Here is a 22,940-nt window from a genome sequence, read left to right as displayed (position 1 = left end):
TCCATAAGACAAAAAAGTACGGCAAAGCCCAAAAACCCTTAGAGGAAGCAGAGAGGTATCTATGACATTACCCACCCCGGAGGCTGTCTCGGCAGTAACCATTACCCTGGCGGAGTACACCGACAGCCGCCATGCTAAAGATATTCTCGCGCTTATGGATGAATATTCCCGCCACCCCTTTGGCGGCGGGGTACCCCTGCCGGATCGATGCTGGGCTGAGTTGCCGGCAAAACTGGCTTCCTTTCCCGGTGCCTTTAGTGTGATCGCCTACAGCGACGGTGAAGCGGTGGGTCTGGTCAACTGCTTTACCGGTTTTTCCACTTTTGCCTGCCAACCCCTGGTCAATATCCACGATGTTATCGTTAGCGCGCGCGTGCGCGGCAAGGGGCTCTGTGCCGAAATGCTGGATTTTGTCGCCCGAGAGGCCAAAAAGCAGGGTTGCTGCAAGTTGACGATGGAAGTATTGGAAAAAAACCGCATCGCGCAGCTTGCCTATCGCAAAGCCGGCTTTAAACCCTATACCCTGGATGAAGAATTTGGGCAGGCAGAATTCTGGCAGCGCTACCTTTGAGAAGGATGAAACCCTCAGGGGGAGAGGCGGATGCTTCCCCGTTGCGCGCTTGGGCCCTGGGGCGTGTGCGCCTTTGAACACAAGCACTGGCGTGCAACTGCTGGTATCAAGAGGGTGCTTGGGGCCGCGGTGGGGGTTATTGGAATGCCTTACAGCAATTCAGTAATCGTATTGGGTCCGTTTCAGTTCCTTTCTTTCTTTTGCTAAAAGCGCAATCACGGCACAGGCGGCGATCAGGGAGACACTAAGCAACAATCCCAGTAGCGGCTTTTGTGCATAGAGCCAACCACCACTGGCGAATCCGATGGTATAACCACCGGTATGGACCAGCGCCAGCAGTCCAAAAAGCCTGCCGCTCCGTTGCTGTGACTGGCTTAAAAGGGCATTGTAGCCCGGCACAAGAAATGCAATGCCCACCACAAAGACCAGCAGTCCAATGGCTGCGAAGATGCTGCCCAGAGTTGCGGACAGCAATAGGGTGCCTGTGCACAGGGACGTCACACCCAGCATAAAGCTCAACTGCGGTGCCTTGAGGTGGCGCACCAGCCCCACCTGCACAAGGAAACCACAGAGTGCCGCGGCAGCCAGCAGCAATGCCGTTGTAGAGGCAGCGCCCAGAGCACTCAGGCCATATATATCCTGCAGGGCCGGTCCCATCAGCATTTGTAACTGACCCACACTGGCGGTGCCCAGGAAAGCGGTGGCAAAGAGTGCCAGTGCGCCGGGGGGCAGTGTGGAATTTTGCATTGTGTCCGGCCGCGCTATAGCCGGTTCGGCCTTTGGCAGCCCCATGGTCAGCAGCAGTGCCCCGAGTGGCAACAGTATCAACCAGGCCAGCGGCCAGAGACCACCGGCAATCAGGGCCGGCAATGCCAGCAGTGGCCCCAGTCCCCGGCCCAGATTCGCTGCAGCACTGAGTCTGGAGAGTATCGACAAACGCTTTTGCTGATCGCCCAATGCCACCGCCCATGCCTGACAGCAGGGGTAAATGGCCGCAGCATACAGCCCATAAACAACCCGGCTTGCCGCCAGCGCAAAAAAAGCCGCATTTTCCTCCAGGTGGCCCTGCGCCATCGATACCAGCAGGGCTACGAATAGGCACTGGGCGAGCAGGGCGCCGGCCAGCCCCGCCAATAAGACCGGCTTGCGACCGACTCTGTCGCCGAGCGCGCCCCAGAGTGGCCCGGCGATCATCAGACACAGGGTGCCTATGGCAACCAGGGCGCCAATACTGGCCAAGCTCAGACCAGATCGCTCAATGATCAGAGGGATTAGGGTGATTAGTACTACCTGGCTGGCGCCCTGGCTGGCCACGATCCAATTGATTCTGCGGAGGTGGGGGGTTAGCACATTCAGGGCTCCGCTAATTGAAATAAAGAAACACAAGAGAAGCCCAGGCTCCACACTGTGCGGAAAATCACAGCCGGCCAACTTTTCTATCGGCGCGCTTGAAGTGTGACAAATTTACCTGCATGATATTTTAAATGCAAAGCATTATTATTTTCATTTAATTTAAAAAGATCCATCACTATGCCCAATGCGCAATCCAGCGCGGTTTCGATCGACCGCGTTGCCCATCAGGTTTCTAGCAATAATCCGCTGATAAATGCGGATGGCTACTCGATGGATACAGCTGCGGAGAGAATGTCGGCCAACTGTTTTTTCAATGCGCTGTTGCGCGAAACCGGTTGCGGTCACTGGCACGGGCGGAGTGGGGGTTCGCTTCCCGATGGGATCCGGGCGCCGGCGGTCCGTATCCCGCTTCCTGAGACTGCTGCCGAACTGTGGTTGAATGTTTCCTATCGCAGCGAGTGTGGCAGGCATCAATTTGCACTGCCTGTGGTGTGGCGCAGAGGCGATGCTGACTGTTCAGTGATTGACCTGGCCCGAACTGCAGGGTTGGTGGCGGATGAGCCGTCATTTTTTCCCGGTGCGAGCAAGGAGTCCCGCGTGCAGTTCGTGCAGCGTGTCACTGCCAGTGTTGAGAATATGGCCCGGACGTTGCGTGCGCGCAAGGTCGATACAGAGCGTTTGTTTGCTCACCCCCTGACCTTCTCTGAGGCGGAGCAGGGGCTTTTGTGCGGCCACTCCATTCACCCGACCCCCAAGAGTTGCGACCCATTCACCCATGAAGACGCCGAGCGCTATGCACCGGAGTTTGGCAACAGCTTTTTCCTGTTATGGCTGGGGGTGGACCCAGAGTTTTTACGTGGCGCCAGCGGTACTGAAATCCACGAGAAACACTTTGCCGATCTGGTACGCGAGAGTGACCGCGGGCCCCGGGTGCCGGGGAAATTGATCCCCGTACCGGCGCACCCCTGGCAATGGCAACGGCTGCGCCGCGAACCACGGGTAGCCGGGCTGCTTGAAAATGGAAATATTGTGGAGCTGGGTAGCGGCTTGGTGCCCTGGCGCGCGACTTCCTCATTGCGTGCCGTTTACAGTGCGCAGAACCCCTATATGCTCAAATTCTCTCTCAGTCTGCGCCTTACCAACTCTGTACGTACGCTGCAGCCGCGGGAAATGGCGCGCGGCCTGGAAGTTCTGAAGGTGCGCAATACTCCCGTGGGACGCGAATTTTTCAACCGTTACCCCCGTTTCCAGGTACTGGCGGAGCCGGCCTATCTGATGCTTGCAGACAGTGAGGGTGCCCCGATTATCGAAAGTCTGGTGATGTTCCGCGAGAACCCATTCCGCGGGCAAAACGCCTCAAATACCTGCCTGCTTGCGACGTTGACCCAGGATCACCCCGGTGGGGCTCCCTGCCGTGCGGCGCAGTTAATTTTACAACTGGCGGAACAGGGCAACATTTCTGCTGCAGCTGCCGCCCGGCGTTGGTTTACTGCTTTTCTGGATACGGTGGTAGAGCCGCTGCTGATCGCCCAGGCCGATTTCGGTATTTTGTTTGGCGCTCACCAGCAAAACCTGATTCTTTCTTTTGAAGGCAGCCTGCCTGTAGCGGGTTATTTCCGCGATTGCCAGGGCAGTGGTTACAGCAAACTTGGAGAAAAACTGTTGAAACCCCACCTGCCCGATCTGGCCCGCAAGAGCGGGAATGTCATTGATGAACAAATGGCAAATCGCCTCTTTGTTTATTACCTCATTGTCAACAGCTGCTTCGGTCTTATCTCTGCGCTTGCCGCTGCAGAACTTTTGACCGAGCGGGAATTACTGGGTCAATTGCGCAACCGGCTGCAACGGCTCCATAACGGCCCGCGGCGGGACCGCAGCTGTCTGGGGTATCTATTGCAGGCTCCGACGCTTTGGTCCAAAGGCAATTTCCAGTGCGCCATTATCGGTATGAATGAAACCACCAGTGATGATCCACTTTCCATTTACCACACCATGGAGAACCCACTGATCGATACCTCCCAGCGCGATTCTGTGCAGGGCTGAGCGCCTGGAACGGTAAAAAACGAAAGGAAAACTGTATGACCAGTCCCGTGATTATGGCCGGGTTTCCCACAGTGCATCGTGGCGCACTGGACGATGGGCGCCGTTGGTGTGCGCTTGAGACGGGATATCGCTGTGAGCTGCACGCAGGTGTATTCGCGCAAGTGGCCTATATTGCCGGAGAGGAATGCGCAGGGATCAGCATTCCGACAGGCAATGTGCAAATGCCGGATTTGAATCATTGGCTTGACTGGCTCTTTTCCCTGAACCCGGCTCTGCAGCGGATCGAGGTGCTTATGGCCGGTAAAGTGCCACACACTGCGGGCAGTGAAATTACCCGTGTGGATTTCTATCAGCGTGCGTCAGTCTGGTATCGCGGTAATAACGGGGGAAGCTTTCCGCTGCAGTGGGTGGAGAATCACGTGGGCCTGCGTCACCCCCTGCGCCCCGAACCCGTTGATGGAGAAGTGTATCGCAGGCACTTTTACTCTCTGGGTATGGATTTCAGTTTGCGGTCTCTGGACCCGGAAAGTGATTTGATGCTTTTTACCGGATGGATGAATCAGCGCAGAGTAGCTCGATTCTGGCAAGAGGAAGGGGATTGTGACAAGCAAAAGCGCTATATCGAAACGGTGATTCAGGACCCGCACAAATATCCCCTGATGGCCTGTTTCGACGATATGCCCTTTGGATATTTCGAAGTCTATTGGGCTTATGAGGATCGCATTGCGCCGCACTGTGATGCGCAGCTCTTTGATCGCGGTGCCCATTTGCTGGTGGGAGACCGGCGTTTTCTGGGCAGCCAGTTTACCCGCGCCTGGTTCAATGGGGTTTCCCACTTCCTGTTTCTGGATGACAGCCGCACGCAGACGCTGGTGGGCGAGCCCAGGGCTGACCACGTTGCGATGCTGCGGTATTTCGACGGCATGTTTGGCTGGCAAAAGATAAGGGAATTTGAATTTCCCCATAAACGCGCGGCATTGGTGCTGTGTCAGAGGGGGAGATTTTTTCAGAGTATGGGGGGCGTATGAGGAGCAGGGACGCTTACTGGAAGCAGGCCAATCGCGCTCTGCTGGTAAAGGCACTGGCGGAGTTATGCTATGAGCAGGCACTGGTGGCAGAGCCCTTGTCTGAGGGTAGATACAGTGTGTCATTGGCCTCAGGGGTGAAATATCATTTCCACGCCTGGTTGACCATCTGGGACTGGCTCCTGATCGAGGCTGAAAGTATCGAGCGTGAGCACCATGGCCAGCGTGCCCCGGCCGAAGATGCGGCCCAGTTCTTTATCGACGCCGCCGGGGATCTGGAAGCCACACCCAGTACTCTGGGCAACCTACTGCACGAGTTGGCCAATACCCTGGTGGCCGATGTCGCTCTGCTGGAAAAGCGCGAAGGCCTCAGAGCGGAAACGCTGGCGCAACTGTCCGATGAGCAGTTGCAGTGCCTGCTGGATGGCCACCCGAAGGCCATGGTCAACAAAGGGCGGATTGGTTGGGGTGCGCGGGAATTCAATCTCTACGCCACCGAATCCGCGCAAGGCGTGCGCCTTTTGTGGCTGGCAGTCAGGCGCGCACTGGCGGTCAGTGGCAATAGTCAGGCCTGGGATTGGCAGCAGCTGCTGGCCGAGAGCCTCAGTGAAGGGCAGTGCCAGCTGCTGGACACAGTAAGGCGGGAAAAAGGCATTGACTGGCAGGCGTTTTTACCCCTGCCAGTGCATCCCTGGCAGTGGCAACGCCATATCCGCCAGCACTATGCCCGTCACATTAGCTGCGGTGATCTGGTCTTGCTGGGGGCATTCGGTGATGAATACCTGCCCCAGGTATCGCTGCGCACCCTGTCGAACCTGTCGCGCCCACAGGCGCTGCACATCAAGCTGCCGCTGACCGTGTTAAACACCTCCTGTTTTCGCGGTATACCCGGTAAATATATGCGCTGTGGGCCGATACTCAGCGCGTGGATGCAGCGGCTATGCGAGCGCGATACGACACTGCGCGCGCGCGGTACCGGCATTTTGCAGGAAGTAGCGGGACTGCATGTACCACACGTCCACCACGAGCAGATCGCGGGCACGCCCTACCGCTTCCGCGAATTGCTGGGCGTGACCTGGAGACAGAGCCCGGCGGGTCTGTGTGTGCAGGGTGAGCGCCACCTGCTGATGGCCGCCCTGTTGCAGAGGGATAGCAGAGGTAATTCCGTAGCGGTTGCCCTTATTGAAGCGTCCGGCCTGTCGGTGCAAGCATGGCTGGCGCAGCTCTTCGATGCCACGGTAGTGCCGCTCTACCATCTGCTCAGCCGCTATGGGGTTGGCCTGGTGGCGCATTCGCAAAACCTCACGCTGGTATTCCGCGACAATCGGGTCGTGCGGGTTCTGTTAAAAGATTTCCAGGGCGACTTGCGCCTGGCACAGGGGGATTTTCCCGATCGTGGGGACCTGCCCTCGGAAGTTGAGGCAGTGCTTGATCAACTGCCCCCCAGCCACATTGTGCACGACCTCTTCACCGGACACTTTGTGACAGTACTGCGTTATTTGTCGGCACAGATGGCCGTGGAGATCGGTTTGTGCGAGCTGGATTTCTACGCAGTGCTGGCCCAAGTACTGCGCCGCTATCAAAAATCCGTTGTGACAAAAGCGCCGCAGATGGCCGAGCGCTTTCAGCAGTTTAACCTCTTCCGTCAGCGGTTTGAGCGCGTCTGCATCAACCGCGTGCGCCTGCGCCAGGGCTATGGCGACAGCGCAGAGCGTCCGGTGCCCATTGTCGGTGGCGACTTGCACAACCCCCTGTGGCTGGCAGAACAGCAGCAGCCCGGGCAAATCCAACTCCAACCAGAAACCCTTTCCTCTGAAGAGGCTTCATTATGAGCGATTTTCTCGATCTCGCCGGTATTGGCGCCGGCCCATTTAACCTCGCTGTTGCCGCTCTGATACGGGGAAAATCACTGACGCACCGCTTCTTTGAAGCCAAGGCAGAGTTTTCCTGGCATCCCGGACTGATGCTGCCGGGAGCGATGATGCAGACCTCTTTTTTAAAGGATCTGGTGACGCCGGTGGACCCCACCAATCCCTGCAGTTTTCTCGCTTACCTGGTGGAGAAAAAGCGCTTCTACGATTTTCTCCACGCTGAGCAACGCACCGTGAGCCGCCGGGAATTCGCCGACTACCTCAGCTGGGCCGCAGGCCGCCTGGATTCAGTGCAAATGAGCAGCCGGGTGCAGAGTGTCCTCGACCAGGGCGCTTTTTTTGAGCTGGATGTGCATGGCCCCAATGGCCGGGAGCGGGTGTGTGCGAAGAACCTGTGTGTGGCCGCTGGAAAAAAACCGAATATTCCGCAGTGCTGCCGACCTCTTCTATCGGACAATTGCTTCCACGCCCTGGAAATTGCCCTGCGTAATCCCGATGTGAGCGACAAGCGTGTCGCGGTGGTCGGTGGCGGTCAGACCGGTGCCGAAGTGGTGATTAATCTGCTGGGCGGGCACTGGGGTTGCCCGCGGCAGGTAGTCTGGGCATCCCGCCGCAGCAATTACCTGCCATTGGACGAAACGCCATTTACCAACGACTGGTTTACCCCCGAGTATGTGGATGTTTTCCGACAACTCAGCCCGCGCCGCCGTGAGGAAATCGTTGCGGACCAAAAACTGGCTTCGGACGGCATTTCTCCGGCAACGCTCGCGGAGCTCTACCGGTTGTTCTATCGCCTGGCGCATATCGAAGGGGATTCTGGGCGTGTGGTGTTGTTGCCCAACCGGGCGCTTGTGGGCCTCTCCTGCCGCGGCGACTACCAGCTACAACTGGAAAATAACCTGTTGGGGGAGGCCGACGGTACCGAGTGGCTCAATGCGGATATTGTGATTCTGTGCACCGGTCTGCGTGAAGCCCTGCCGCCGTGTCTGGCGCCCCTGCAGGAGCGCATTCCCCGGGATGAGGCGGGGCGTCTCTTGTTGGACGATACGTTTGCCGCAAAGCTCAGTGGTGATTCCAGCGAGCGCTGCCTGTACTTTTTGGGTACCGGACGAACCAGCCACGGCATTGCGGAGCCCCAATTGAGCCTGTCTGCCTGGCGTGGTGCGCAGGTTGTCAATGATCTGCTCGGCAGCGAAGTCTATGATATCCGCCAGAGCGGCAACTTTATGAAATGGGTCACCCAGCGCGCAACCCAGGTAGCTGTGGCCTGACTTCTGGCTGTTCACCCCCAGCAATCCAGCGGGCCTTTCACCAGTGCCTCGGCTGTTGTTTTTTAGGTTGCAGGGCAAGTGCGCGGCGTTGCCAGTATTGCAAAACCCCGCACAGAATGGTCGCCAGCGGCGAGCTTATGGCGCATAAATCCACTAAGCAAACGTGCCGGGTAAATGCTAGACCCCTCCCAGCTTCGCATGGGCAGCAGCGGACGGAAAGCGCCTTTGCCGGATCGGTCACTCAATGGTTTATGGCAATGCACGTATTGCTGAGGGTAGCATTTTCGCTAAAGGTGGCGCCAAACCCGGCGTGATCTCCCTGCCATGTGTAATACTTTTTGATAGTGAACCGCTGGTCCGGTGTTATCTGTGCGCAGGGAGGAAATCTGCATGCGCTTGAACGCTACCCTTGCCCAGGGACGCTATCACTACAGCTGTGACGGGCGCGAAATGCCTGTACAGGACAGCTGGCAGTTGGGGCACGATGCCGAGGGGCGGCGCTCCCTGCTCAGCCGCCGCCTGGTGGGTGAACAGGGGTTCGGAATCGAGGTGTTCGCACTCCTCGGTGGCGAGCTGGTGAGCGAGTGCCATGTGTACTGGCGTGACGCAGTAGATGAAGTCAGTGCCCACTACCGCCTCTGCTGCCCCGAAGGGCGCATCCCCCGCCTGGGCGATGCCATTGAGGCCAGTTGGACCGGCCCCAATGGCCCGCAACAATCCCGTGTCGGGGGTGGCAACCGCCTGCTTTTTCCCCTGATGCGGGTCTTTATGGGACCCCTCCTGAAAACCCTGGTGCAGCACGAGCGGGGGCTGGAGGTGGTCTCACCGGATATTGTGGACCCCTCCCAGCGGGGCAAGCTATTGTCGCCCAGGGTCAGCCACCGATCAGCGCGGGGTATGGCCGGGGATGTGGCCAGTCAACGGACCCAGGATCTGGGCCCGGATATCAGCGGCTTTATTTACCAGGGGGATGAGGGAGAGCGGGATGCCCACTGCTATGTGGACAGTCGCAGCCTGTTGGTGGGGTATGATTGGCCCTCCAGCACCGGGCGTTTGTGGCAGGTGCGCCTGCGGGACCTGGAATGGTCGCCGGACCTGGCCAGCCTGGCCTCCTGAGTATATCGCACCCAGAACCTTTCAATTTGCGCTCCTCGATTGCCGATGGTGCACATCACCACTTCGTTTACCCCTTGAACCCCAGCCGACTGAATGGGAGCGTAGCGGGTGTCCCGGCACCGCCACGGCTCCCTGCGTTGTTGCAACTTTCCCTGAATTTTTATGCAATGGTCGCGGCTGCCCGCAGCGAGGGTAGGCGGGCGAACCTGCGGGTTTTTAGTGTGCCGCAGGAATCGGCGGGCAGGATTTTCCCAGCGCATCGGTGTAAAATTACGCCACTCTATTACTGTGCCAACGGGGGTGCCTTTTGCTCTGCGCCAGCTCCAATACCCGCAATCCAGTCCGGTTGATCATTTACCTGCTGCTGGCGGCCCAGTTTTCATTCAACACTGCATGGGCCAGTGATGGTGAAGTCCGCGAAGCGGAATCTCAGGTGCGGGAACAGCACTTGTACGGGGAGTGCCTGCTCGCACAACTGCTGGTCTCTTCTGCCGATAGCACTCTGGGGGAAATACGCCGGCTCTGTGCCGACAGGGTGCGCACACGTCTGGGCCCGGAGACGGGGGCAATGAAGCCGGGGCTGGTACTTGAGGAATACCTGGACAAAATGCCCAGGGATGCAGTGCTGCTTGGTGGCCGCGCCGAGGCAATCCGGGAAGCGGCCGATAACTCCTTTACGCTGGCCTCCCACAAAGCGAACTACCTGCTGCCCATCGTCTACAACCCGTCTCCACAGGCCGGTAGTCTGGCCGGGATCGAGGGCGGGACCAAGGGCGCTGACCTGGAAAATATTGAGGTGCAGTTCCAGCTTTCGGTACAGGTCCCCGTGTGGCGTGGTTTTCTCGGCAGCGCCTCGTTTATGAGTGTGGCCTACACCAATCGCAGTTTTTGGCAGGCGTATAACTCCGGTGGCTCCTCGCCGTTTCGCGAAACCAATCACGAGCCCGAGCTGATACTGACCTGGCTCAATAACTGGAATTTATTCGGTTGGCACAACGTGGCCAACCAGATTGCCTTCAACCACCAATCCAACGGCCGCAGTGAACCCTATTCGCGCAGCTGGAACCGGATTTACGCCAATTTTATTTTCGAGCGGGATAACTTCTCTATCGGTTTCAAGCCCTGGTATCGGGTACCGGAGAGCCGCGAGGATGACGACAATCCGGATATCGAGCATTATCTGGGCCATTTCGAGCTGAGTGGCCGGTATCGCGATGGCAACCATACAGTGGCCATGGTGCTGCGCAACAACCTGCGCAGCGACAGCCGCGGCGCCGTCGAATTGACTTGGAGTTTCCCCCTGGGCAACCGGGTGGATGGCTACCTCCGTTATTTTAATGGCTATGGGGAAAGCCTGATCGACTACGATGAGTCAGTACAGACACTGGGTTTCGGTTTTACCCTGGCCCAGGGTTTCTAGCCGGATCGGGCCCAGCCCCGGTCGGCTTCGGGAGGAATCAATGGGGTTTGAAGACTGTTACCGCCTCAGTGCTCACGCGGTAATTACCAACGATTCTGGCAAGATACTGCAACTGCTGGCCACCTATGCCAACCGCAGCTGGGGGCTGCCCGGCGGCGCCCTGGACCCCGGTGAAACCATCCACGAAGCCCTGCGGCGGGAATGTCGTGAAGAGTTGGGCCGGGATGTCTATATCGACTACCTGAGCGGCGTCTACTATCACCGAGTCTACAATGCCCATGTGTTTATCTTTCGTGCCCGCCTCGTCGGGCAGGGGCCTATCGTCCTCTCTCAAGAGCACTCCGAGATGGCGTTTTTTCCGCTGGAAAAGCTCTCCCCAGTACAGCGGCGCAGGGTCAGGGACTGCCTGGAATTCGAAGGCCATGTGCATAGCGATAAGTTCTAGCCTTCTAAGTTTTCTTGGCGATAGATATGGATAATCTGCTTGTATTTGGCGATTTTCGCCAAATACCGGTACACTGAGGAATTCCCGCGCCGCCTCCTTTAGTATTTGCCCTCCGGCCTTGAAGCCACACAATTCCCGGTCCTCCGCCTTTCTCGGAGTACCCATAAAAGTAAATAAAATCAATTAGTTAAAAAGATAAAGCGACAGCCCTGGGCAACGCGCGGGCTATGCTGATGGATGAGATGATGGGATTGGAACTGAAGATGCCTGCACCGGGCAACCTGAATGATGACGCGCAGAAGCTGGAATGTTACGTGGCTCTGGTCAGTGCTGACAGCAAACTGGCGGGGGATTGGGTCAGAGCCCTGAATGACACCGCCGCCCGGCACGACAACCCCTTTGGACTGGCCTTTAAAGCGGTTGCACCGACGGATATCGAGGGCCTGGCGCGGGAAGCGGATTGCCTACAGGCCGTTATTGTGGATGGCGGCAGCGATACCGACGGGCTGGAAGCGGCCGATGTACTCGCCGGGCGAATTCACGCGCTTCGCTCACAACTGAATATTTTCCTGGTGGCCCACGGCGCGGTCGCCGGCGCCGCCCCCCTGGCTGGCGAACCCGGTGGCGGGGCCCTGGCCAGCCTGCACCGCCGTTTTGACGAACTGTTCGATCGCCGCGAGGGCAACTTCAATCACATGTTTCGCCTGGTGCAGGCGTTTATTGCCCGCCGCGCTTCGACCCCCTTTGCCGACACCCTGAAAGATTATGTATTTTCCGCGCGCGATGCCTGGCACACCCCTGGGCACTCCGGTGGCGACAGCCTGCGCGACAGCCCCTGGGTGGGGGACTTCTACCGCTTTATGGGGGAGCATGTGTTCAATACCGACCTCTCGGTGTCGGTACAGGTGCTGGACAGCCTGCTGGAGCCCCACTCGGTGATCCAGGAAGCCCAGGACCTGGCCGCCCAGGCATTCGGGGCACGCCACACCTTCTTCCTCACCAATGGCACTTCCACGGCCAATAAAGTGGTGATTCAGCAGATCCTCGGCGGCGGCGGCAAGATTATCGTCGACCAGGCATGTCACAAGTCGGTACACCACGCGATTGTGATGAACCGCTGCGAACCGGTTTACCTGAAATCGGTGCTGCACCCGGAATTCGGTATCTACGGCCCGGTGAAGCGTGCCGACATCGAAGTGGCTTTGGATGAACACAGCGATGCGCGCCTGCTGGTCATTACTTCCTGTACTTACGATGGCCTGCGCTACGATCTGAAACCGATTATCGACTACGCTCACCAGCGCGGGGTCAAAGTGCTGGTGGACGAAGCCTGGTTTGCCCACGGTTTCTTCCACCCGGAGCTGCGCCCCACCGCACTGGAGTGCGGTGCCGACTATGTCACTCAGAGCACCCACAAGATGCTGTCGGCCTTCTCCCAGGCCAGTATGATTCATGTACAGGACCCGGATTTCGACGAATTCCGCTTCCGCGAAAACCTGAATATGCACGCCTCCACCAGCCCGCAGTACGCCATGATTGCCAGCCTCGATGTGGCGCGCAAACAGATGGCAATGGAGGGGTATGGCCGCCTCAAGCAATGCCTGCAAATGGTGGAGACCCTGCGCCGCGCGGTCAATGAAACCGGAGTATTCCGCGCCCTGACCCGCGACGACCTGATCGCCAAGCCTCTGGCCGGCGACAATATCCGCCTGGACCCCACCAAGGTGACCATCGATATTTCCCGCAGTGGTTATTCCGGCAATGAGATGCAGATCAAACTGTTTGACCAGTATGGTATCCAGGTGGAGAAGACCACCTACAATACCATCACTGTACTGGTCACCCTGGGCAGCACCGAAAGCAAGTTGTTGCGCTTGATACACGCCCTTAAGCAATTGGCCGGAAACACCCACCGGCGTATTCATGTGGGCGCACCGCGGCGTCTGCCGGAGTTTACCCGCTTCACCTGCCTGCCGGCGGACGCCTACTTTGCCGAGACCGAAGAACTGCCGCTGATGGACAATGGGACAAAGGCCACGCAAAAGCTGATCGGGCGCACCAGTGCCGATGAGATTGTGCCCTATCCGCCGGGCATTCCCGTGCTGGTGCCGGGCCAGGAGATATCCGCGCAGATCGTGCAGTACCTGCAGCAGTTGTTACAGGGGCAGAACACCACGGAGATCCACGGCCTGATTTTCCGCTCCGACGAGCCCATGCTGCGGGTGGTCAAGACGGTATCCGCAGGTGCGGATACAAAGGGCAAAAAGTCCACTGCCAACAAGGCAGGCAAATAGATACAGGATTGAATCCGGCACGGAGGCCGGTATGTTCGAGCAACCCAAAACCGTGTTGTTGGCGGGCGCCGCCGGCGGTATCGCAAAGGCCATCGGTGCCGAACTGGTTCGGCGCTCTGCCGATATTACCCTGCTGACCTTGAGCCGCGGCACAGGAGAGCGGGTGCCCGGCCACACCGGTGAACGCCGTCACCTGTCCGTCTCCCTCGACCAGGCCGATGCCATTGGCAGCGTCGAACATTTTCTGTGTGAATTTTCCTTACCTCCCCACTGGGTGATCAACTGCTGCGGGCTGCTGCACGATAAAACCCACGGACCGGAAAAATCCCTGGCTCAGTGCGGCGATAACTGGTTGATGCAATCCATACGCGTCAATCTGCTCACCCATCTACACCTAGCCCAGGCCCTGGACCGACAACTCCAGCGCCGGCAGCCGCTGCTGTGGGCCTCCCTGTCTGCCAAGGTGGGCAGTATCGGTGACAACCAGATGGGCGGTTGGTATAGCTACCGCATCAGTAAGGTGGGACTGAATATGCTGATCAGGAATCTGTCTATTGAGTGGGGGCGCCGGTTGGAAAACAGCTGTGTGGTAGCGATTCATCCGGGCACAACCGATACACCTCTCTCCAAACCTTTCCAAAGCAATCTTGCCCCCGGCAAACTCTACAGCGCAGTATTGAGTGCCCGGCGAATAGTGGATGTGCTGGAACAACTTGGCCCCGCGGATACCGGGCAATTGCTGTTTTGGGATGGTAGTCAGCTACCCTGGTGAAGAGGAGCGTTGTCCCGGTTTGCTGCCGGGAAAAGCAATCCTCATGCGAGGGTTCAGGGGCTGGGTCCGATTGCCATAAGGCCTTGAGTTACAAGCAGCTCTGCACCGTTCCGCCGGTATCCCAGAGGCGACAATGAGATAGGGTGTAGAATACTTTTTTAATTGTCGTGCCATTAATAACTGCAGCATCAGTCCTTTTTCTCTAAAAATACCACAAAAGTAAAAGCGCAAGTGTCTGCACCGGCCGTCTGCCTATGGAGGTTCTGGAGATGATTGGGTTTCCGTTTGCCTGTTCAGGCGTGGGCATTTTTATTTTTCGCTAGTGGATATGGCCAGTTTCTAGTGACTGTCGTGGTCGACCGGTATGGAATATACAATCGGCCGGGTTGTCGCTAATGTATCTAGATGGGGGAAGTTCCCTGGGTGAAAATTCTTCAGCCCAACAGTTTTGATAGCAGGAAACAAGATGGTGGATCATGGGGACATCACCCGGCTGGCTCGGCAGTTGGGTGTGGCGTTGGAAAAACGCAGCTGGCGCGTGACTTCGGCGGAATCCTGCACGGGGGGGGCGATCGCTGCGGCAATCACATCGGTGGCGGGAGCCTCCAACTGGTTTGACGGGGCGATGGTGAGTTACGCCAACCGTATCAAACACAGTGTGCTGGGCGTGGATGCCAAAGACCTGAAGTTGTTTGGCGCTGTCAGTGAGCCGGTGGCACGGCAGATGGCCTGTGGGGTGCTGGCGATGATGGATGCCAATCTGGCTGTTGCGGTCAGCGGTATCGCCGGCCCCGATGGTGGCACGGAAGAGAAACCCGTGGGCACGGTCTGGATTGCCTGGGCCCATGTGGAGGGGCAGGAGCCGGTTCAGATTGATGCCAGCTGCTTTCATTTCCAGGGGGATCGCACAGCCGTACAAGTGCAGACAGTGGTAGAGGCGCTCAAGGGCATGTTGGCCATACTGTCTGAGCATCTGCACTAGGGCCGCCTCTAAAGCCAATCCAAATAGCTTGTGGTAGGTGCCCTTAAGAGCCACCCTCTGCAAGATGGTCACTGAACCTGATCGTAGCGCAATAACTGGTTGCCTATACAGTAATCCTTGGTTAAGCTTGCCACCAATCAACACGCTTCGAAATACGGGAATGATCATGGATGCCAATAAAGACAAGGCACTGAAGGCGGCGCTGTCGCAGATTGAACGCCAGTTTGGCAAGGGCACAGTGATGCGTATGGGGGACAAGGAGCGCGAGCGCATTCCTGCGATCTCCACCGGCTCCCTCGGCCTGGACGTAGCCCTGGGCATTGGCGGCCTGCCGCGCGGCCGTATCGTGGAAATCTATGGCCCGGAGTCCTCCGGTAAAACCACCTTGACGCTGCAGGTGATTGCCGAGGCCCAGCGCAAAGGCGGCACCTGTGCTTTTGTGGACGCGGAGCACGCCCTTGATCCCATCTATGCCGAGAAACTCGGCGTCAATGTCGATGAGCTGATTGTCTCCCAGCCGGATACCGGTGAGCAGGCCCTGGAAGTGGCGGATATGCTGGTGCGCTCCGGTGCTGTGGATGTGCTGGTGGTGGATTCTGTGGCGGCCCTGACGCCACGTGCCGAGATCGAAGGTGAAATGGGCGATACCCACGTTGGCCTGCAGGCCCGTCTGATGTCCCAGGCCCTGCGCAAGCTCACCGGCAACATCAAGAACACCAATACCCTGTGTGTTTTCATCAACCAGATCCGCATGAAGATCGGCGTGATGTTCGGTTCCCCGGAAACCACCACCGGGGGCAACGCGCTCAAGTTCTACGCCTCTGTGCGGCTGGATATCCGCCGCATCGGCTCTGTAAAAGACGGCGATGAAGTGGTGGGTAACGAAACCCGTGTGAAAGTGGTGAAGAACAAGGTGGCACCGCCGTTCAAGCAGACCGAGTTTCAGATTCTGTATGGCGAAGGCATTAACCTAATCGGCGAGATAGTCGATAACGGCGTTAAGCTGGGTCTGGTGGATAAGGCTGGTGCCTGGTACAGCTATAAGGGCGACAAAATTGGCCAGGGCAAGGCCAATGCCACTCGATTCCTGCGCGAGAATCCGGATATCCGCCGTGAGATCGAAGATCAGCTGCGTGCGCAACTGCTGGGCGATTTGGTCCAGGCCAGTTCCGAAGAGGCTGCGGAACTCCCGCAGGAGTAAATGCCGTCTTCCCAAGAGGAGCCCTCCGCCAATCCGCCGCAAGCGCTGTTTGGTGCGGCGCTTGCGTTATTGGCCCGCCGCGATTATTCCTGCCTGGAGCTGAGACGGAAGCTGGTGGGTCGATTTCCCGATGCCGATTTCAATGCACTGTTCGAATACCTTCAAATACGCAACTACCAGTCGGACCGGCGTTTTGCCGAGGTCTTTGTCCGGGCCCGAGTCCAGCGTGGCCAGGGACCCCTGCGCATTCGTCGGGAGCTGCAACAGCGCGGCATCATGGGCGAGCTGGCGTCCAGCGCTCTGGAGCAGGTCGAGGTGGATTGGTTTGAGTTCGCACAGGAACAATTGCAGCGAAAATATCCCGCGCCCATCAGCGCGATGCCACTGGACCAGCGCGCAAAGGAATGTGCACGGCGCCAGCGTTATCTGGCCTATCGCGGTTTTCCGGCGGATGTGATCAGTTGGGCCCTAAATGCTCAATAAGCTTAGATCACTCCTTTTGATCGATATATAATCACCTGCTGGCCATTACCTCTATACCGATTTCGCCGTTGGAGTGTTGCATCTGAAGGACGCAACAGATGCTTCGTACCAGGGTATGTTGAGGCCCAATTTTTGAGAAATACATCAGGTGATGAGACAGAAGAATGCCGGCGTCCATCAATCCCACTGGCAAATATAATCTGCGATTATGAATCCATAGAGATGGATTGCCGGTTGAATAATCGGTAAAAAGATAACGATAAATGGCGCAGATTGGTTTATTGGGCGGAATCTGTCTACTGACTGTTTGTAACACAGTTACTAGTAAAGCAGGATGGGTATTCTTTCCTTCCGACCCGGTAGTATGTTTGCAAACTTCCTAAATGCCACTGATTGTTCACTGCGTTTTAGTGGTATCTATTTTTAACCACCGCGGATTCTTCTCCTATGCAATGCCCTTGGGGTTGCCGCAACGGTTGCGCTGCAAAATTTAACCAAATCTTCATCTAGTGGTTGTCGCCTCAGCATGCACGCAACGTCTTTGCATGGGTTGGGTGCACACTCAAGCCTGCTGTGTTTTCAGTGATAGTTTGCACAGGGTTTGAGTGGATGTAGGGTTGGTTTGCCAAGTGGAACAACTTTAGTATGTGTTACGAGGTGTATCTCGCTGCTGGTTGTTGATTCGTCAAGATCAACCAAAAAAATACACCGTCTGTACACTTTGGTTCATACACCAGAAATGAAAATATCTCCACCTAAAATCGAAAAAACATGTCGCAAAACCCAGGTTCATGCGTCTTTGCCTTATAGTAGCAGGCATAAGATGACTCCAGAGGGATAGGACGGCTCTTTATGTCAGATAGGTTACCGTAGTCACGTGAAGATAAATCGACCAGGCGTTGCCAGCGATAGCGTCTTTCTGGCGTTATCAGAAGAAAGACCCAAGATATTAAATTTCATCAGAAAGCGAGTTCGCAACACACAGGAAACGGAAGATATTTACCAGGAGGCCGTAACCCGGTTAACCCGGCAGATCAGCAACAATGAAAATCTTGACAATCCCATAGGCTACTTGTACCGCGTCGTTATCAATCTCATTAATGACAGCATGCGGTATGGAAATTCACATGCGATGGAAATGCTGAGCGATGACATTACCAGTCAGGACCCACAACCCGAGGAGAGAGTGGATGACCAGCAACGTCTTGCCATGTTTATCAAGCTGCTCAACAGGCTGCCGGTAACAACCCGAAATATTATTGTTATGCGTAAATTGCACGGAAAGAGCAATATCGAAATCGCTGAACAGATGGATATCTCCGTAAAGGCTGTGGAAAAAAAACTCAATCGGGCTCTTAAGATGATTGAGCAGAATATGGAGCAACATTTTTAAGCTTCAAGAATTTGATCGGCGTTATTGACGGTTAAATTGTGAAAACAAAAGCACTATGAGCAAAGAAATTCCAATCAACCCACGGGAAGAGCAGGCAATCTTTTCCTGGTTTCTCCACGGCGCCAAGGAAAAAGCTAGCCCACAAAAAATCAAGAATTTTGAGGTCTGGCTTCGCGAGAGTCAAGCTAGATGTAAACTGGCTCAAAGAATAGAGCGTATTTGGAATCATCAAAATTTTGAGCAGGCACTTCTGCAAATCGAGCAAGTCAGTCACAGGGAGCAGTTAACTTCCAGAAAGACATTCATGCGCCCATGGTATCTGGCAATTGCCGCAAGTTTACTTTTAGTGATGACAGCCACCATTATGCATAACTCAAATACACAAAGAACAATAAAATATATATATCAAACGGAACCCAAACAGGTAAGCAGGCAGAAACTCACAGATGGCAGTATCCTGGACCTCAGTGCCACAACCAAGGTGGCAGTAAGCTTTAACGAACGGAAAAGGCGTATTCGTCTTTTTAACGGCGAAGCCCAGTTCTCTGTTGCCAAGGATCCCAGCCGTCCATTTGTCGTAGAATCCCGCCAGGCATCCATACGTGCCCTGGGGACTATCTTTAACGTGGATCAGCGATATGGATTTACCGAGTTAACCGTTCTTGAAGGTGAAGTCGTCGTTAATCCACTCGAGCAAACAAGAAAACGCTATGTAGTAGCTGCTGGAGAGATGCTGAGGATCACTGAGCACAGCATTGGTGCCATAAAGACTTTCGACCTGGCCCACTATAAAAGCTGGATAGATGGATATATCCAGGTGAAGAATCAGCGGCTCTCGGATCTTCTGGTAGAATTTAACCGTTTTACCGATACCCCCCTAACCACCAAAGGGCACGAGATTGGAAGCCTGTTGGTCAGTGGGAGTTTCGATCTGAAAAAAATAGATACCAATATCCAGATTTTAGCCAAGCTGCACAACCTGAAAATTCAACACCAGGGGTCGCATAGGGTATTGGAAAGCTCAGAGGAGCAAACGCCTTAAACGGTGAAATAGGAATCAGAAATCTGCAGAGATACGCAGCTGGAATTTTCGGTTTTCTTTATAGCCCATAAAAAGTTGGCCCGCCTGCTCGTAGCGGTGTTCTCCCTGAAGAAGGTTTTCTACAGAGATAACCCCATGGAGATTGGGCATAAAGCGCAGGGAATAACTCAGGGAAAGATTATTGGAGCTGTTCCGGTATACATGGGGCACATCGCGGGTATCACTTGTAGTAGTTCAGACTTGATCTGACAGTTACCGGTTTTTCTGACGGTGGTCTGTCAGGTCAGGTTCAGTTCACGAACTTTTCCATCCAGATCTTTTTGCCATCTTCAAGCGTTTGTACAGGCGTACGGCCACAGCACTTCTTGCCTTGGTGGGTTCGTTCATTATTGTAATAATTGAGCCATTCGTCTAGATCCATCTGTAGCTCCTCCACCGAGCCATAAATCTTGCGTCGTAGTGACGGCTGATAAAACTCCTGCAGAATAGTCTTGTGAAATCGCTCACAGATACCATTCGTTTGTGGGTGCCGGGCTTTTGTCCTCGTATGCTCAATCTCATTCACGCTCAAATACAGCTGATAATCATGCTGCTCCAGTTTGCCACAGTACTCGGTGCCGCGATCAGTCAGAATACGCAGTACTGGTAGTTCATGCGAAGCGTAGAATGGCAGCACACGGTCGTTCAGAAGGTCTGCTGCAGTGATTGGTGTCTTTGTTGTATACAGCTTGCATTGCGCCACTTTTGCGTAGGTGTCAACGTAGGTCTGCTGGTATACACGTCCAACGCTTTTGAATGGCCCAACGTAGAAGGTGTCCTGGGAGCCCAGGTAACCAGGATGTTGAGTCTCAATTTCGCCGCAGGCTTCGTCATCATGGCGTTTGCGTTCCAGAGCCTGAACCTGTGATTCAGTGAGAATCAGACCTTCCTTTGCCACTTTGGCTTCCAGGGCTTCCAGGGCTTCCAGGGCTTCCAGGGCTTCCAGGGCTTCCAGGGCTTCCAGGGCTTCCAGGGCTTTCAGGCGGAGTCTGAAGTTAGCCAGGTCATGCCGTAACCAGATACTGCGAACCCCGCTAGACGACACAAAGACACCGCGCTTACGTAGCTCATTGGATACCCGTACCTGCCCATGAGCAGGCTCTTCAAGGGCATAAGCCAGCACTGCTTCTTCGATAGCTGAGTCAACGCGATTCTTGTGATTTGGCACCCGCCGGTTCTTCTCCAGCAGGGCGTCCACGCCGCCGCTGGATACGGCTTCTTTGTAACGATAGAAGGTGTCTCGCGATACGCCGAGCATCTTGCAGGCTTTGGAGATATTGCCGAGTTCTTCCGCCAGATTGAGCAGACCGGTCTTGTGTTTAATGATGCGATCGTTAGTATGAATCATGGGGTTTATCCTTGGTTTTGGTTTCAGGTTTCGTCACCTTCATCAAAACCAATAAACCCCCTCTTTTCAAGGAGATGTGTCAGATTTGGTCTGAACTAATACACATAAATGGTATGCACTTCAAGGTTGAATCCGCGAGGTCAAAAAAACACCTTCAAGCGCACTGTCAATATCTTTGTGGAATGCCAGGAAATTCATCTCGAAATCCCGGTCGCGGTTATTATAGGCCCAGCGCAGATCCCAACTCCTGACCTGTGCAATCTGCAAATACGGATTGCCCGTCACATGGATACGCAAATCAACATCCTCATACCGTTTCGGCATCAGTTCGTTTACGTTGGGCCAAGCCACGGTTTGACTGTATCCTAAACTCAGGTTATGCAAGCCAGAGGGAATATAACTGAGTGCTGCGGAATATAGGTTGTGTCCTTCGTCAAGCAAGGGTGCCCAGCCTTGCGGGGCGCGATCCCAGAAATCCGCCTTTACCGTTTCCCGCTCGCGCCGCACTTCCAGTAAAAGTTACCATCTAATGCTGGAGGATTCACATTAATGCGTATGGGGTCATTCAATAGGAAACCATCGGTACCGGGTTTGCCAATAATATTTCCGGGCGTGAGTATCTCTGCGGGATCATTCTGCTCCAACAGCTCCCAGCTTGAATCTATCTCTCCCTTGGGAGTAAAAATATATTCCAGTAAGTAGCCGCCCTGCAGACTGTTCAACAATTCATATCCCATCTTGATAGCGCCAGATAGGGTATCCAGAGACCAGTCCCGCACAGCACTGATGCCACTACTAAAACTCTCCTCCTGCATCCCCTGCTGCTGGTATCGAAACGGTAGGATAGGGAGGGCGCTGGACGCAGATACTGAAAGTCAACCCCATAAGGGCGCTGGTAGCGGGAAGTCGCCGAGGTTGAATGCCACTGCAGATCCCAGAGCGCACTGGAGTCAATCAAGTGGCTGCCATAAAACTGCCCCAGCCATACCTGCTTGCCCGTCCAGTGGTGCAGGCTGCGCAGGCGCTCCGGTTCAGCATAAAAATAGCTCGAATTGGGCTCCTGGGTTTTAATCTGCTCGTTGTAAAGGGAGCTTTGCCTCAGCGACAGGTAATTGGCTCCAATATGTTGTGTGTCTCGCCAGCTATAGGCGAATGCCACCAGAGTATTGGCATTGATCTGGTTATCTAGCCCGCGGTGTTGTGAACTTTCGCAAGCCAGTTATACCACTTTGAGTTCATCGTTGGCTGAAACAAGATTGCGCCGGCTCATAACCCGGGATTGCTGGTCCACTTGCTGCTAGCGGTTTTCATACCCCATGGAGGCACTCACGCCCCAGTGATGGTCCCCCTGCTGCCAGTGATAGGTACCACTCAGGCTCAGCAGTCCATCCACTCCTGCGGTACCTTTGGTGAGCGTATAGTGGGTGGGTATTGATTCTCCCGCCGCTTCCCGCTCGGCTTGCGGCCAATGATCCAGGTTTCCATAGTGGGCACCCCCGGCAATAGCCGCTGGCAGTTTGCGCTGTGGATCCTGTGACCCCAGCCAATCCCGATCACCGGTATAGCCGCGCAAAACCGCCTGGCCGGTGGTACCGCTTGTATAAGCGCTGCCGGCAACCAGATTCAGGGTGTTCTCGGTGGAAATGCGCCGGGTTTCAATATTGACAACGCCGGCACTGGCATTGCCCGGCGCATCCGCAAACACCGATTTGTGTAAATCCACATGGCTTAAAATCTCCACCGGCACCCGCTGGCTGTAGGGTTCCAAACTGAATCACCCCGGGTTTCTCGGAGGCTAACTTTCTTGAGAGAATTAGCCAATGAGCAAACAACCTGGATACTCCCCCGAAGTACGGGAACGCGCAGTTCGCATGGTGTTGACCGGCGAGCACGAGCATAAATCACGCTAGGCAGCGATTACATCTATCGCCTCCAAGATCGGCTGTACGCCTGAGACTCTACGATCATGGGTCAACAAGATAGAAGTCGATAACGGCACTAAGCCCGGCACCACTAGTGGTGCCGCAGCCCGCCTTAAAGAGCTGGAGCGCGAAGTCCGCGAGCTGAAGCGCGCTAATGAGATCTTGCGCAAGGCTGCCGCTTTTTTTGCCCAGGCGGAGCTCGACCGCAAACCGAAGTAATGGTGGCATTCATTGATCAGGAGCGTGAGGCGCACGGTGTCGAGTCAATCTGCGAGGTTCTGCCGATTGCACCGTCGACTTACTACCGCTACAAGCATCTACAGGCCAATCCAGAACAGCGCTGTGTGCG

Annotated in this window: 21 protein-coding genes, 1 pseudogene and 1 other annotated feature; of the genes and pseudogenes, 16 read left to right on the top strand and 6 right to left on the bottom strand. The window is 55.7% G+C overall.

Annotated elements, in window-relative coordinates:
• Positions 1-61: 61 nt before the first annotated feature.
• Positions 62-571, top strand: coding sequence for a GNAT family N-acetyltransferase (locus ACL7TT_RS18140; protein WP_413397535.1), 510 nt, complete (start codon positions 62-64; stop codon positions 569-571).
• Between the two features lie 159 nt (positions 572-730).
• Here the strand turns inward: ACL7TT_RS18140 and ACL7TT_RS18135 are convergent, their stop codons facing one another.
• Positions 731-1,921 (bottom strand): MFS transporter, encoded by a 1,191-nt coding sequence (locus tag ACL7TT_RS18135; RefSeq protein ID WP_413397533.1) that lies wholly within the window; start codon positions 1,919-1,921, stop codon positions 731-733.
• A 180-nt stretch (positions 1,922-2,101) separates the two neighbouring features.
• On the opposite strand from ACL7TT_RS18135, the gene ACL7TT_RS18130 reads away from it, so the two are divergent.
• The 14 genes from ACL7TT_RS18130 to ACL7TT_RS18065 all read left to right on the top strand — a co-directional run bounded on the left by ACL7TT_RS18130 (position 2,102) and on the right by ACL7TT_RS18065 (position 19,282).
• Positions 2,102-3,967 carry an IucA/IucC family protein gene (locus tag ACL7TT_RS18130; RefSeq protein ID WP_413397531.1) on the top strand — a complete coding sequence of 622 codons (1,866 nt, stop codon included), beginning with the start codon at positions 2,102-2,104 and terminating at the stop codon, positions 3,965-3,967.
• A gap of 35 nt (positions 3,968-4,002) precedes the next feature.
• Positions 4,003-4,995, top strand: coding sequence for a GNAT family N-acetyltransferase (locus tag ACL7TT_RS18125; protein ID WP_413397529.1), 993 nt, complete (start codon positions 4,003-4,005; stop codon positions 4,993-4,995).
• A complete protein-coding gene (locus ACL7TT_RS18120; RefSeq protein ID WP_413397527.1) occupies positions 4,992-6,824 on the top strand; it encodes an IucA/IucC family protein in 1,833 nt (610 codons plus the stop codon). Before ACL7TT_RS18125 ends, ACL7TT_RS18120 begins: the two co-directional genes overlap by 4 nt.
• Positions 6,821-8,134: a lysine N(6)-hydroxylase/L-ornithine N(5)-oxygenase family protein gene (locus ACL7TT_RS18115; RefSeq protein WP_299943034.1), complete on the top strand. Its 1,314-nt coding sequence runs from the start codon at positions 6,821-6,823 to the stop codon at positions 8,132-8,134. The genes ACL7TT_RS18120 and ACL7TT_RS18115 overlap by 4 nt, the downstream gene beginning before the upstream one ends.
• Before the next feature lie 390 nt (positions 8,135-8,524).
• Positions 8,525-9,250 carry a hypothetical protein gene (locus tag ACL7TT_RS18110; RefSeq protein WP_413397525.1) on the top strand — a complete coding sequence of 242 codons (726 nt, stop codon included), beginning with the start codon at positions 8,525-8,527 and terminating at the stop codon, positions 9,248-9,250.
• A gap of 307 nt (positions 9,251-9,557) precedes the next feature.
• Positions 9,558-10,670: a phospholipase A gene (locus ACL7TT_RS18105; protein WP_413397523.1), complete on the top strand. Its 1,113-nt coding sequence runs from the start codon at positions 9,558-9,560 to the stop codon at positions 10,668-10,670.
• Between the two features lie 40 nt (positions 10,671-10,710).
• Positions 10,711-11,115: an NUDIX hydrolase gene (locus ACL7TT_RS18100; RefSeq protein WP_413397521.1), complete on the top strand. Its 405-nt coding sequence runs from the start codon at positions 10,711-10,713 to the stop codon at positions 11,113-11,115.
• Positions 11,116-11,348: 233 nt separating this feature from the next.
• Positions 11,349-13,409, top strand: coding sequence for an aminotransferase class I/II-fold pyridoxal phosphate-dependent enzyme (locus ACL7TT_RS18095; RefSeq protein ID WP_413397519.1), 2,061 nt, complete (start codon positions 11,349-11,351; stop codon positions 13,407-13,409).
• Positions 13,410-13,440: 31 nt separating this feature from the next.
• Positions 13,441-14,181 carry an SDR family NAD(P)-dependent oxidoreductase gene (locus ACL7TT_RS18090; protein WP_413397517.1) on the top strand — a complete coding sequence of 247 codons (741 nt, stop codon included), beginning with the start codon at positions 13,441-13,443 and terminating at the stop codon, positions 14,179-14,181.
• A 466-nt stretch (positions 14,182-14,647) separates the two neighbouring features.
• The gene (locus tag ACL7TT_RS18085; RefSeq protein WP_413397515.1) at positions 14,648-15,163 is read left to right on the top strand and encodes a CinA family protein; all 516 of its coding nucleotides are present in this window, start codon (positions 14,648-14,650) and stop codon (positions 15,161-15,163) included.
• 166 nt (positions 15,164-15,329) lie between these two features.
• Positions 15,330-16,364 carry a recombinase RecA gene (recA, locus tag ACL7TT_RS18080; protein ID WP_299943047.1) on the top strand — a complete coding sequence of 345 codons (1,035 nt, stop codon included), beginning with the start codon at positions 15,330-15,332 and terminating at the stop codon, positions 16,362-16,364.
• The gene (locus ACL7TT_RS18075; RefSeq protein ID WP_413397513.1) at positions 16,365-16,847 is read left to right on the top strand and encodes a regulatory protein RecX; all 483 of its coding nucleotides are present in this window, start codon (positions 16,365-16,367) and stop codon (positions 16,845-16,847) included. It begins immediately after the preceding gene.
• Between the two features lie 877 nt (positions 16,848-17,724).
• The gene (locus ACL7TT_RS18070) at positions 17,725-18,240 is read left to right on the top strand and encodes an RNA polymerase sigma factor (RefSeq protein WP_413397511.1); all 516 of its coding nucleotides are present in this window, start codon (positions 17,725-17,727) and stop codon (positions 18,238-18,240) included.
• A gap of 55 nt (positions 18,241-18,295) precedes the next feature.
• Positions 18,296-19,282, top strand: coding sequence for a FecR family protein (locus ACL7TT_RS18065; RefSeq protein ID WP_413397509.1), 987 nt, complete (start codon positions 18,296-18,298; stop codon positions 19,280-19,282).
• 15 nt (positions 19,283-19,297) lie between these two features.
• Here the strand turns inward: ACL7TT_RS18065 and ACL7TT_RS18060 are convergent, their stop codons facing one another.
• From ACL7TT_RS18060 to ACL7TT_RS18040, 5 genes are all read right to left on the bottom strand, one after another.
• Positions 19,298-19,492 carry a hypothetical protein gene (locus ACL7TT_RS18060; RefSeq protein ID WP_413397507.1) on the bottom strand — a complete coding sequence of 65 codons (195 nt, stop codon included), beginning with the start codon at positions 19,490-19,492 and terminating at the stop codon, positions 19,298-19,300.
• A gap of 79 nt (positions 19,493-19,571) precedes the next feature.
• The gene (locus ACL7TT_RS18055; protein WP_413397505.1) at positions 19,572-20,669 is read right to left on the bottom strand and encodes an IS481 family transposase; all 1,098 of its coding nucleotides are present in this window, start codon (positions 20,667-20,669) and stop codon (positions 19,572-19,574) included.
• Positions 20,670-20,789: 120 nt separating this feature from the next.
• The gene (locus ACL7TT_RS18050; protein WP_413397503.1) at positions 20,790-21,176 is read right to left on the bottom strand and encodes a hypothetical protein; all 387 of its coding nucleotides are present in this window, start codon (positions 21,174-21,176) and stop codon (positions 20,790-20,792) included.
• Positions 21,152-21,484, bottom strand: coding sequence for a hypothetical protein (locus ACL7TT_RS18045; protein ID WP_413397501.1), 333 nt, complete (start codon positions 21,482-21,484; stop codon positions 21,152-21,154). The genes ACL7TT_RS18050 and ACL7TT_RS18045 overlap by 25 nt, the downstream gene beginning before the upstream one ends.
• A 482-nt stretch (positions 21,485-21,966) precedes the next feature.
• A complete protein-coding gene (locus tag ACL7TT_RS18040; protein ID WP_413397499.1) occupies positions 21,967-22,437 on the bottom strand; it encodes a hypothetical protein in 471 nt (156 codons plus the stop codon).
• Between the two features lie 52 nt (positions 22,438-22,489).
• Between ACL7TT_RS18040 and ACL7TT_RS18035 the strand changes: the two are divergent.
• Positions 22,490-22,940: pseudogene (locus ACL7TT_RS18035) on the top strand (transposase); the annotation flags it as partial.
• Positions 22,768-22,884 (top strand) — a sequence feature (AL1L pseudoknot). It overlaps the preceding pseudogene by 117 nt.

This window comes from Microbulbifer jejuensis (assembly GCF_047289955.1).
In the GTDB taxonomy this organism is placed as follows: Bacteria; Pseudomonadota; Gammaproteobacteria; order Pseudomonadales; family Cellvibrionaceae; genus Microbulbifer.
This window is presented reverse-complemented; position numbering and strand designations above follow the sequence as displayed.